Origin of the sequence: Lamprobacter sp. (assembly GCF_034860625.1) — a bacterium.
Classification (GTDB): domain Bacteria; phylum Pseudomonadota; class Gammaproteobacteria; order Chromatiales; family Chromatiaceae; genus Lamprobacter.
This window is the reverse complement of sequence record NZ_JAYESN010000116.1, coordinates 1-11,954: the sequence shown is the minus strand read 5'-3', so window position 1 is coordinate 11,954 and position 11,954 is coordinate 1. Positions and strand designations below refer to the sequence as shown.

The 11,954-nt window shown below is 63.4% G+C and carries 8 protein-coding genes; 3 read left to right on the top strand and 5 right to left on the bottom strand.

Annotated elements, in window-relative coordinates; genetic code table 11:
* Nucleotides 1-225: 225 nt before the first annotated feature.
* The 3 genes from VBE63_RS20460 to VBE63_RS20450 form a co-directional block, all read right to left on the bottom strand.
* On the bottom strand, nucleotides 226-402 hold the full coding sequence (locus VBE63_RS20460; protein WP_323684872.1) for a CsbD family protein: 177 nt from the start codon (nucleotides 400-402) through the stop codon (nucleotides 226-228).
* Between the two features lie 231 nt (nucleotides 403-633).
* Nucleotides 634-1,707, bottom strand: coding sequence for a DUF2333 family protein (locus tag VBE63_RS20455; protein ID WP_323684871.1), 1,074 nt, complete (start codon nucleotides 1,705-1,707; stop codon nucleotides 634-636).
* A gap of 22 nt (nucleotides 1,708-1,729) precedes the next feature.
* Nucleotides 1,730-1,918, bottom strand: a complete 189-nt coding sequence (locus tag VBE63_RS20450) for a Thivi_2564 family membrane protein (protein ID WP_323684870.1) — start codon at nucleotides 1,916-1,918, stop codon at nucleotides 1,730-1,732.
* A 159-nt stretch (nucleotides 1,919-2,077) separates the two neighbouring features.
* Here VBE63_RS20450 and VBE63_RS20445 point away from each other — a divergent pair, with 159 nt between their 5' ends.
* Nucleotides 2,078-2,809, top strand: coding sequence for a Crp/Fnr family transcriptional regulator (locus tag VBE63_RS20445; RefSeq protein ID WP_323684869.1), 732 nt, complete (start codon nucleotides 2,078-2,080; stop codon nucleotides 2,807-2,809).
* Between the two features lie 116 nt (nucleotides 2,810-2,925).
* Nucleotides 2,926-3,669, top strand: a complete 744-nt coding sequence (locus tag VBE63_RS20440; protein WP_323684868.1) for a Crp/Fnr family transcriptional regulator — start codon at nucleotides 2,926-2,928, stop codon at nucleotides 3,667-3,669.
* Here the strand turns inward: VBE63_RS20440 and VBE63_RS20435 are convergent.
* Entirely contained in the window at nucleotides 3,666-5,885 is a 2,220-nt protein-coding gene (locus tag VBE63_RS20435) for a diguanylate cyclase (protein WP_323684867.1), read from the bottom strand. The genes VBE63_RS20440 and VBE63_RS20435 overlap by 4 nt on opposite strands.
* Before the next feature lie 114 nt (nucleotides 5,886-5,999).
* Nucleotides 6,000-8,606 carry a chemotaxis protein CheB gene (locus VBE63_RS20430; RefSeq protein WP_323684866.1) on the bottom strand — a complete coding sequence of 869 codons (2,607 nt, stop codon included), beginning with the start codon at nucleotides 8,604-8,606 and terminating at the stop codon, nucleotides 6,000-6,002.
* A gap of 256 nt (nucleotides 8,607-8,862) precedes the next feature.
* Here VBE63_RS20430 and VBE63_RS20425 point away from each other — a divergent pair.
* Nucleotides 8,863-11,954 (top strand): diguanylate cyclase domain-containing protein (locus VBE63_RS20425; RefSeq protein ID WP_323684865.1); only part of this gene is annotated, 3,092 nt, incomplete at its 3' end.

Genomic DNA, 11,954 nt, shown 5'->3' with positions numbered 1-11,954 from the left:
TCTTCAGCGGTTTGATCGATCTTTTGCCCGGCTTCTTCGGCCGGTCCCTGTTGCTCACAGCCTGCGATTCCGAACACAGCAGACAGCAGGATCAACACGAAAAGACGCTGCAATGCGCTTGGCGCCGAGCCACGCACGGGGCTGACTAGAGAACGGCTTCTCTCTTTCATGGTTATTTCTCTGTGTTGACGATAAAAAGACGGGTGTTCAGATCAGCAACCTCCGCTAGAGGTTGTCCTTGACCTCTTGCTCAACGTCCCCAACACCCGCTTGGACCTTGCCAGCTTCCTTTTGGATCTTGCCCTTCAGCTCCAACTCCTCGTTGCCGGTCATCTTGCCGGTCGCTTCCTTCACCGCGCCTTTCGCTTCTTCGTAATGGCCTTTGACTTGCTTTTTGTTCACGAGACTCTCCGATACGTTCAGTGGATTGTGGACCCGCGTGGGGTGCTATTCCCCATCGCTCAAATGACAGACTACGCGTGAAACTGGATACAGTCGGTGCGGCATGACACATAAGCGGGAACAAGTTCTCCGCGACGATCGTTACTCAGTGCTCGGCCATGCCCAGTGATCAACCTCTTCTGGTGGCAAAGCCAGTCAGTCACCCGTCGAGCACCCAGCGACTTCCCGGGTTCAGCCATCCTGTAACAGATTCCGCAGATCGGTGATCGCGGCACTGACCCGCGAGACGTAGGAAGCACTGACCAGCGAATGATTACCCATTGGCCCATAGCCAGTGCCATTGAGGATGAGTGGACTCCAGATGGTGTTCTGCGTATTCTTCAATTCGCGCGTGATCTGCTTCATCGAGACAGCGGCGCCCTTATCATCCAACACTGGGGCAAAGTCGATCGCCATCGCCTCCAGGATATGCAGTAGTGCCCAGCTATACCCGCGCGCCTCGAAGAAGATATCGTCAATCTTCATCCAAGGCGTTTTGGTTTCCTGCTGAGTGGACGCCGGTGTCGACTGACTGGCCTTGGGCTCGCCGACCATGGGGTCATCGAGATGATCCTGACCAACCGCGAAGGAGAGACGCTGCGCGAGACTGCCGAGGCGCTTTGAGACCACCTCCAAGTAGTTGGCGAGATTGTCGGCACGGGCATAGAACTGGGCCTCTACAACCCCGCTATCAGAGAGTCCATCGTGATAGCGATAGAGCGCGTCGATGCCTGTGCGGTACTCCGATTCACTCGAGGGCAGAATCCAGGAGTTCGATTGGTAGTTCGATTGCGGTTGCGCGATCTCCAGATCCTTGTTCTCGACCGACTGAGACTGGGAGCGGCTAAAGTCGTTGCGCAGGGCGTTGGTCAAATCACGCCAGGCGGTCAAGGCACCGAATTCCCAATTGGGAATGTTATCCAGAAACATGCCAGGTGGGGTGGCATCGTTGGTGAGATAGCCGCCGGGCTTATCGAGCAAGGTCTCGCCGATGCGAATGGCCGTGGCCGTGGTGGCCAAACCCGTCACCAGTTTGCCCTTATCCTCAGTTGCCAGAGACAGCGCTTGTTCGCGCACGTCATACACCCCTGGCGATCGCGACCAATAGATACCCAGGATAGTGACGACAATGAGATAGGTGATCAGGAAGAGCCCAGCGGTCCACCAGATACCCTTCTCCTTCCAGGTTCTTGGGTGGTAGTAGGTGGCAACCTTGGCGACTCTTTTCGTCAGGGCCTCCTTTTTCGAGATGATGTCAGCATTCATTGTGTTCTCCTGTTCCACTCAACTAGCCGATCCGTATCGACGACAGCGGAGCGATGAGCCCAAAGACCGATAGCAGCCAAAGGATCACGATGATCACGACGACCACATTTAGGATCTTTTTGATCTTTCCGTCCATTGGTAGATAGTTGTTGATGAGCCAGAGGATCAATCCAACGACGACGAGTGTGACAATTAATGTAATCAAAGGCATGATGCTTCTCCTGTGAAACGACTCGCATTGGGTAAGCATCACCATAGCGCGGACCATCACAAGCGTCTGTTCGCTAGCGTACTGAACGCGGGGCGCAGCAAGCGTATTGCTGTGCACCACGGCTGATCGGCCCATCACCAAACAACCCGGAGAAGGCGCATGCACATGGACACTGTGAAGACACCTCGCCAGCTGGATAATCGGCTCTTAGCGGCACTGCCCGACCATGACCAAGGACGGATACTGTCGAACTGCGAGTGCATCGAGCTGCATCGTGGCGAGGTGCTCAGCGAGCCCGGCGAGCGAATCCACGCGGTCTATTTCCCGACGAACGCTGTTGTGTCCCTCGTGACCCGGCTCGCCGACCACCCTGGCTTGGAGGTTTGGCTGATCGGTCGTGAAGGCATGATCGGGGCGCCCTTGGTCCTAGGCGTCGGTCTGACACGGCTTCACACCCTGGTACAGGGTGCGGGGCCAGCATGGCGCATGAGCGCCGAGGCCTTCGGCGAGGCGCTGCACCAGAGCGATGCCCTGCAGCGGACGCTCGAGCGCTATCTGGCCGTGTTGATGAGTCAGGCGGAGCGGATGGTGGCTTGCACCCGATTTCATGTCATTGAGGCACGCCTCGCCCGCTGGCTGTTGATGTCGCAGGATCGCGCGCACTCGAACCGCTTCCATGTCACCCACGAGGTGCTGGCCGCCATGCTCGGCGTGCGCCGCGCCGGCGTCACCCGGGCCGCGATGCTGCTGCAAGGATCGCGGCTCATCGACTACCGCCGCGGCGATGTCACCATCCTCGACCGCGCCGGCCTATTGGCCGCCGCCTGCGACTGTTATGAGGCAATGGCGGCGATCGACGAGCAGTTCATGGACCACAGGGCGGTTCCATAAAAACGGCCCCAGCTCGCTGTTTGTACGCTATGGTACAGATCGACCCAGATCAGCCGCGGTGGGGTCGGCACGCCACGTCGCCCCGCCTCTAACCACGCTCATCCGTTCTGTTGCTTATGACCACCGCGCCCTCGCCCGCATCGCCCCACCAAAATCACCTGCTCGACGCCCTGCCCAAGGCAGAGTACGAGCAAATGCTGAGCAACCTTGAGCCGATCTCGCTCGCGCTCGGCCAGGTCATCTACGAGTCTGGCGAGGGCTTGAGCCATGTGTATTTTCCGACCACCGCCATCGTCTCACTGCTGTATGTGATGGAGAACGGCGCCTCGGCCGAGATCGCCGTGGTCGGCAACGAGGGCATCGTCGGCATCGCCCTCTTCATGGGCGGAGAAACCATGCCGAACCGGGCCGTGGTGCAGAGTGCGGGCCTGGCCTACCGACTGAAAGGACCGCTGCTGAAGCGCGAATTCGCCCGCTTTGGCGGCCGCCGCCAAGGCAGCTTGCAGCCGCTGCTCCTGCGCTACACCATGGCATTACTGACGCAGATGGCGCAAACCGCCGTCTGCAATCGCCACCATACGATCGACCAACAGCTCTGCCGCTGGCTGCTGCTCAGCCTGGACCGCCTGCCGTCGAACAAGTTGGACATGACCCAGGAGCTGATCGCCAACATGCTCGGCGTGCGGCGCGAGGGCGTCACCGAGGCCGCCGGGCGTTTGCAGAGCGCCGGCCTGATCCGCTACAGCCGCGGACACATCGAGATCCTGGACCGGCCAGGGTTGGAGGCCCGGGTCTGCGAATGCTACGAGGTGGTGCGGCGCGAGTTCGAGCGCCTGCTTCCAGAACGGACGCTGTCCTAATCCAGCATCGGTTCTGCGGGTCGCCCAAGCAGATACCCCTGTCCCCAATCGACCCCCAGCTCCAGCAATTGCTCACGGGTCTCCTCGGACTCGATGCGCTTCACCAGCGTGATCAGGCCCATGTCTTGGGCCGCATGCTGGAGGCTGCTGAGGACCGTGCGGGCACGCGCTGACTCGCGTGCCTGCCGCACCAGACCGGCGTCCAGCTCGACGAACTTGATCGGCAGGGCGGCGAGGAACCGAAAACCACCCGCCTCGCCGCCGCAGCGCCCGAGCGCGAGCTGACAACCCAGCTCAAGCAAGGGCGCCAGCGCCTTGGCCACCTGCGCGGTACTGGTCGCGACCTGTTCCTCGGCGATCGTCAGCACCACTGGCGGCGCGCGCCCGAGCAAGGCCGACAGACGACTCAAGGCATCCGCCAGCCGGCTGATCTCCTGCGGATGCAGCAACAGATCACCGGACAGATTGACGAAGGACAGCAGCGCCGGATCAAGCGCCGGCGCTGCGGTCTGCAGCCGCTCGATCACGGTATCCAGCAACAGGGCGTCGATCTTGTGCATCAGTCCGAGCTGCTGGGCAACGCTGAGGAAGGCGCCGGCGGCCAGGTTGCCGTGCTCGGGATCGATGATCCGCGCCAGCGCCTCCTCGCCAACCAGCTGCTGATCGCTGAGCGCGACGATGGGCTGAAAGGCTGGCCGAATCGCGGTGAGACGTAATGCATCCTGCAACTGCACGGCAATCGAGATCGCCCGTTGGCCGGCCTCGTTGCCATCAAACACCACCCGGTTGCGGCCGGCATCCTTGGCCCGATAGAGCGCCGCATCGGCGCGGGCGATCATCTCGCTCGGGTCATCATTGGCCGCACGCGAGCAGGCGAGTCCGGCGCTCAGGGTGACCTGGATCTCACCGGAATCGGTCATGATCGGCTCCGCGCTCACGCTCACACGCATGCGCTCAATGCTCTGCACCGCTTGCGCCACGGTGGTATCCGGGATCAGCGCGATCATCTCCTCGCCACCCCAGCGGCCGATCCAGTCGCCCTGGCGCAACCCCCTGTGCAACCGTCCGGCGACGACCCGCAACACCTCATCACCGGCGGCGTGACCGTAGGCATCATTGACCAGCTTGAAGTGATCCAGATCCAGGATCGCCAGGCAATAGGGCATGTCGGCACGGGTCGCCTGGCTGCGGATGCGCTCGATCGCCCGCCACATCCCGCGCCGATTCAGCAAGCCGGTCAACTCATCATGATCGGCCAGATGGGCTAGCTTGAGCTCGGCCTCGCGCCGGCGCGTGACCTCGAAATGGGTGCCGGCCAGCTCCAGCCCGCCGAGCGCTGGATCACGGGCAAAGACGCGGGCGCGATCCAGTATCCAGACCCAATGACCGACCCGATGACGCACCCGATACTCGGACTCGAAGCGATCCAGTTCCGCCTCGAGCACTGGCCGCAGCCGGGCCACGACCCGTTCACGGTCATCCGGGTGCACCATCGCCAGCCAGTCGGACCAGTTGAGCTTCAGGTCGCCCGGCCGGTAGCCGAGCATGTCGTAAAAGCGTTCATCGCCATGCACCCGGCCTGCTGGCAGCGCGGCGCTGTAGGTGCCGATATCGCCGCCTTCGACGGCCAGGTTGAGCCGCTGCCGGACCTCGTCGCGCTCGTCCTCGGCCTGGCGCATCTCGGTGATGTCAATCAAGGTGGTCAGGCAGCGAGACTCCCCATCGGCGCTGCGGTGCGCGCGGCTGTCGAAACGCAGCCTGCGCGATGGCCCTGCCGCCGTGGACTGGAGCTTGATCTCGGTGGTGATGGAGGTCTCCTCCAGCTCCGCGAACACGGCGCGCAAGTGAGCGAACAACAGCGCGCTATTGCCGTTCACCAGAAAACTGCTCAGCGGGTGATCGAGGAGACTGCTGCGCTCGCGTCCCAACAGCTTGGCAGCGGTCAGATTCAATGAGCGAATGAGGCCGTTGTGATCGAGCGTCAGATAGCCAACCGGGGCAAAATCATAGAGTTCCGCGTAGCGATGGTGGCTGTCCTCGAGTTCGGCCTGTGCCTGGCGGAGGTCTCGGTTCTGGATCTCGAGTTCGATCTGATGGAGCTGAAGATCGTGCAGCAGTTGCTGCGTTGCATCACTGTCATCGCTGTTCAGCGCCGCCTCTGCCTCAGCCAAGAGACGGATCAGCTCCGACCGGCTAGGCTGGTGGTGTCCGCTCATCGCTGTTCCGAGTCCTAAAATGAGATTTATCGTTTGAGTATAGGCACCGCTCGAGCAGCAAGCGGTTTTTATTTTCACGCTGTTCCGCCGCATTGAGCGCCGCGGCCGGGCGTCTCAGGGTTTGGGCGCCCTGCGCTGCTCCAGTGTGGGCAAAGCAGCTGCGGCAAGCAAACGCGGGATGAAAACCAGGATGGCGCCCTCGATGCGATGGTCGATGGTCTTGTACGGACGGATGCGCACCGCGTAGAGCTGTCCATCCCCATCCTCGATCTCGAGCAGGTGCGGGCGCTTATGGTCGATGACCTCGTGCACCAGCCGTTCCAGATCGGGGATCACGACCTCCGACTTGATGTGGCTGAGGCGCCGACCAACGTCCGCCGGGATCAGATTGAGCAGGGCCTCGGCCGGCTCAGTGAACTGGCGGATGCTGAGATCGGCGTTCAAGATCAGGATCGGCAGCTCGACGCTGGAGAGCAGATTGACCAGATCGTTGTTGGTCTGCGCCAGCTCGCGATTACGGTTTTCCAACTCGTCGTTGACCGTGGCCAGCTCCTCATTGGTCGACTGCAGCTCTTCCTTCGCCGTTTCCAGCTCCTCGTTCGCGCTCTGCAGCTCTTCGTTGGCGGACTGCACCTCCTCGTTGGCGGCGCTAAGCGCCTCGTTGGTGCCCTCTTGCGCCTCGATGATCGACTGCATCGAGACCCGCGTGCTGTTCAGCTCGCGCTCCAATTCGGCTTGGTAGCGCAGCAACTCGCGCATGGTCGCGGCATCGGCGCCGGTGACCTTGTCGACGCGATCCATCCGCTCGCCCGGCGCGCGTTGGCCCGCCGCCAGCGCTGCGGCAATGCGCTCCTCGGCGGCGGCGCTGACAGCCCGGGGCTCGAACAGGACGATCAGATTGTTTTCACTGCGCACGGCGCCGCCGAGCGCAAGCACTTGGATATCGACCCGCTGCTCCCGGCCCTGCACCCGCAGGCGCACATTCTCCTTGCGTTGCTCGCCCCCGGCTTTGGTCGCGGCATGGATCGCGGCACGCAGCTCAACCACCAGATCCGGATGCGCCAGCTTATAAAGATTGAGCGTCGCCGTGCCGGCGCTCGGCTCGATGTAGGGCCAGGTGCGACCGAGAAACCGCAGAATCCACTGGCCGGGGTCGATCACCACGCCGACCGGCACATAGTGCTCTAACAGACGCTGCTCGGTCTCCCGATTGAGATCGTAGACCCGAGTCTCCGGTCCCGGCGGGTCGGTCCTGGCCGGCTCCTCCGGCGGACCTTTGCTGCGCGACAGCCACGCATTCATCGGCTCGGTGGCCACCGATTTCTTCCGATAGAGCTTGGCTTGCTTGTCGTGCAGGGCGAACAAGGCCACCTGGCTGCCAACGCTCTCGGAGGCGCCGAGCAGCAAGAAGCCCTGTGGCTGCAGGGCGTAGTGGAACAGCTGCAAGACCTTCTGCTGCAGCCGCGGCTGCAGGTAGATGAGCAGGTTGCGACAACTGAGCAGATCGATGCGCGAGAACGGCGGATCGCGGGTGACGTCTTGCAGCGCGAAGATGCAGCGTTCTCGAATCGGCTTCGAGACCTGGTAGCCCTTGGCGACGCGCTGAAAATAGCGCTTGAGCCGCGCTGGCGAGACCTCGCCGGCGATGCTCGGCGGATAGATGCCGGCGCGTGCCGTCTCGATCGCCTCGTCGTCGACATCGCTGCCGAAGAGCTGGATGCTCGGCATGCTCGTCTCCGCTTCCAGGTACTCATCAAGCGCGATGGCGATCGAATAGACCTCCTGCCCGGTGGAGCAGCCGGGCACCCAGATGCGTAGCGGTCGATCCGACGAACGCCCGCCCAGCAACGCGGGAAAGGCGATCTGCTCCAGCGCCACAAAGCTCTCGACATCGCGAAAGAAGCCAGTGACATTGATCAGGATGTCATGGAAGAGCGCATCGATCTCCTTCGCATCATGCTGCAACAGTTGGATATAGCGGGCGCTGCTGTCGAGCTTGTGCAGCAGGATGCGCCGCGCGAGCCGGCGCCGGATGGTGGTCTCCTTGTAGGCGGAAAAGTCATGACCGCTGCGCGCGCGCAGCAGGATGAAGATCTTGTTCAGCTCGGCCGGGCTGGCGGCGACCCAGTCCTCCGGGGCATGCGTGGTCAGCTCCGGGCGCAACAGCGGATGCTGCGCCAAGCGGCCGAGTTCGCGCGCGATCTCGGCGGGCGGCAACACGAAATCCACATAACCGGCGGCCACCGCATTCGCCGGCATGGCATCGTATTCGGCGCTATCGCGATCCTGGGCAAAGGTGATGCCGCCGGCCTCCTTGATGGCGCGACAGCCAAGGCTGCCATCCGAAGCGGTCCCCGACAGCACCACGCCGATCGCCTTGCTGCCGCGATCGCTGGCCAAGCTGCTGAAGAACAGATCGACCAGGTTGTAGGCGCGCCCCTGCTCGCCGCCCTCGGGCAGCACCACCAGCTGATTGTGCAGCAGGCTCAGCCGCTGCCCGGGGGCGATCGCATAGACCTGATTCGGCGCCAACGACAAACCATCCTTGGCCAGTTGGATCGGCAGCGGACAGTCTTTGACGAGCAGCTCGACCAGGAGCGAGGAATGGGTCGGATCGAGATGTTGGATCAGTACAAAGGCCATGCCAGTCTCCGACGGCAGCGCCTGCAACAGCGCCTTGAACGCCGCCAAGCCGCCGGCCGAAGCGCCGATCCCGACCACCGGAATGTCCGCGTGCGCGTCTCCCCGACGGCATGGATCTGACGAGTCGGACGGCTCCGCTCGGTCCGCCGGTCCTGGCTGAAGGTGATCTGTTGTCATCGCTGTGCCTAAAGGGTTCCGGTGATCGGTGGGGCCGCCCGAGTATACGCAGTCAAGCTCGGCGGCCGTGATCGGTCGGGCGGATCGCTGGTCGGAGCCCGCGCCGGGCTCAAGGGATTCGGATACAGCCCGCTGAAGATGCCGATATACTCAGCCCATGAGTCTCGACCACGCCATCGATGTGTATGACCCCAAGCAGCTCGACAGCCTGACCAAGGACGAGTTGGAGGCGCTGCCCTGCGGCACCATCCGGGTCGATGAGACTGGCGTCATCCTGTTCTACAGCCGCACCCAGAGCGCCATCACCCAACGCGATCCACCGGCCGTGCTCGGGCGCAATTTCTTCACCGATGTCGCGCCCTGCACCGTGGTGCCGGAGTTCTACGGGCGCTTCCGGCGCGGCGTGCTGAGCGGCGACCTCTGCACCAGCTTCGAGTTCGTGTTCGATTTCGAGATGCAGCCGGTGCAGGTGCAGATCACCATGCGCGCCTCGGAGCGCCCAGGGGAGTTCTGGATCATCGTCGAACCCCTGCACAAGCTGCGCAGCCACGATGCCCATGCCGCCGAACGGCTGCTCACCGATCAGGAGGGCGAGCAGCCGGTCCAGCTGTCGGCGGCCTCGTTCGATTTTTCCCTGTGCGATCGCGAGCCGATCGCCACCTGCGCGACCTTGCAGCCGTTCGGTGTGCTGCTGGTGCTCGATCCGGCCAGCCTGCGCATCGAGGCCTGCAGCGCCAACACCGCGATGTACTTGGGCATGGAGCCAGACGCCCTGCTCGACCAGCCGCTGCAGCAGTTCCTGGCCGAGGATGCCGCCGGCATCATCGCCGCCCTGGGCCGCGATGACAGCGCGGCCGAGTCCGCGCGACTGTTGACGCCCTCTCAGTTCCGGCTGCGCTGGTCCGGCGTTGAGCTGCCGCTGGACGCGCGCCTGCACGATTGGCATGGGCGCCTCCTGCTCGAGTTGGAACCCGATGGCGAGATGGCCATGGATGAACGGATGCGCGGTTTTGACTTGGCCGCCTTCCAGCGCCTGCTGCGCAACAGCGAGGAGGCGACGCCCGCCTGCCAGCTCGCGGTCGACTCACTGCGCTATCTGACCGGATTCGAGCGCGTGGTCGCCTATCGCTTCGAACCCAACCAGGATGGCGTGGTGATTGCCGAGAGCATCGCGCCGGGGACCTGGCCCTCGATCCTCGGCCTGCGCTATCCGGCCACGGACATCCCGCGCCAAGCGCGCACGCTCTACGCCCAGACCCCGCTGCGCTACGCGCCGAGTCGCGATCATGCCGAGGTGGCGTTGCTGAGCCGTTCCCTGGCGCCCAACAGCATTGATATCGGCATCGCGCAACTGCGCGCCCAATCACCGATCCATCGCAATTACCTCAAGCGCTTTGGGGTCAACGGCTCGATGTCGCTATCCCTGATGGACGATCAGCGCCTGTGGGGGCTGATCATCTTCCACAACCGCGCACCGCATCCCGTCACGCCGCATGTGCGCAAGCGCCTGATCGAGCTTGCTGGCTGTCTCTCCGGGCGGCTGTCGCTGATCGAGGAGCGCAGCCACAACCGCGCCCGTGAGCAAGGCATCGCCAAGGTCAACGCCATCGTCGGCGAGATCAACATCGAGCAGCCGTTCCCGGACAACCTGGTCGGCAAGGCCGGCATGCTCTGCAGACTGCTTGGCGCCGACATGGTGCAGATCTATCATCATGGCCGCCCGCTGTTCATCGGCCAGGACTGTCATCTCAGCGCGGACCAGATTCAGGCCCTGCTGGCCTTCTTGCGCAGCCGGCCAGGCGCAACCTGGAGCACCGACTGCCTGTCCGCCGAGTTCGAGCCGGCCGCAGCCTATCCGGAGCAGCTCGCCGGGGTGCTGGTGATCTACCTCGACGAGCAGCGTGAGCACTGCCTGCTGTTTGGCCGCAAACGCCTCAGCTATAGCGTCGATTGGGGCGCCGAGCCCGGCTCGCTGCCGTTCCTCGACGAGGCACGAGCACGGCCGCTCGGCTGGCCCAACCGGACCTTCCAGACCTGGCGCGAGGAACGCACCCATCATGCGCTCGCCTGGTCCGCCACCGAACTGGCCACCGCCAAGGCACTGAAGACCTTACTCCAGCAGGTGATCGTCGCCCACGTGGCGCATTTTGAGCGGCTCGCGCAATCGCTCGCCAGCCAACGCGACGCGCTGCAACGCTCGCGCGAGGAGATGCGCCATCGCGCCCTCCACGACAGCCTCACCGGACTGCCCAATCGGGCCTATTTTCGCGACGCCCTGTTGCAGCAGATCGAGCGCTGCTGGAGCGATGGGCGTCTGTTCGGCGTCGCCCTGCTCGATATCGATCATTTCAAGATCATCAACGACACCCTGGGACACGATCAAGGCGACCTGCTGCTGTGCGCGGTGGCGCAACGCCTTCTCGACAGCCTGCCGCCACCGGCGCTGGTGGCGCGGCTCGGGGGCGATGAGTTTGCGCTCCTGCTGCCGCAATCCGATGCCGGCGATGCCTTGCGCCAAGCCAATCGGTTGATCGAGCAACTGCGTCAGCGGATCGATGTCGACGACAACAACTTCTCCATCACCGGCTCTTTAGGTCTCACCATCGGTGACAAACACGCTGACCCCAGCGAGCTGCTCAAACAGGCCGATCTGGCCCTGTACCGGGCCAAGGAAGCCGGTCGCAACTGCGCCCGGCTGTTCGACAGCAGCCTGCAGACCGAAGCGCTAGCACGGCTCGCGATCGATCGCGCCGTTCTCGGGCGCTCGCCCGCGTTGGCGATCGAGCTGATGCTGCAGCCGCAATACCCCATCTGCAGCACCCAGACCGGCCAACGCTTCGAGGTGCTGTCCCGCTGGCGCGGCCAAAACGGCGAGCTGATCATGCCGGGGGACTTCATCCCCGCCGCCGAGCGCAACGGCTTGATTCGCGCGGTGACGGGAGTGGTTGTGCGCCAGACCCTCCGGCTGCTGAAGGCCTGCCTGGAGCGCGGCGAGGAGGACGTCGTTTTGGCGGTGAATATCTCCGCCAGCGACCTCGAGGCGCAGAACTTTGCCCATCATCTGATCCAGGATCTGCATACGCTGGATGTGCCACCAGAGATGCTGACAGTCGAGATCACCGAATCGATGCTGCTGCGCATGACCCCGGGCGTCAAGACCGCGCTTGAGCGGCTCGCGCGCAGTGGCATTGGGCTGGCGCTCGACGACTTCGGCACCGGCTTCAGCTCGATGCTCTATCTGCGCGAGCT

Bases quoted from the DNA above. Each gene is read 5' to 3' on its own strand.
- VBE63_RS20455 (WP_323684871.1), bottom strand. From the start codon at position 1,707: ATGAATGCTGACATCATCTCGAAAAAGGAGGCCCTGACGAAAAGAGTC.
- VBE63_RS20450 (WP_323684870.1), bottom strand. From the start codon at position 1,918: ATGCCTTTGATTACATTAATTGTCACACTCGTCGTCGTTGGATTGATC.
- VBE63_RS20445 (WP_323684869.1), top strand. From the start codon at position 2,078: ATGCACATGGACACTGTGAAGACACCTCGCCAGCTGGATAATCGGCTC.
- VBE63_RS20440 (WP_323684868.1), top strand. From the start codon at position 2,926: ATGACCACCGCGCCCTCGCCCGCATCGCCCCACCAAAATCACCTGCTC.
- VBE63_RS20435 (WP_323684867.1), bottom strand. From the start codon at position 5,885: ATGAGCGGACACCACCAGCCTAGCCGGTCGGAGCTGATCCGTCTCTTG.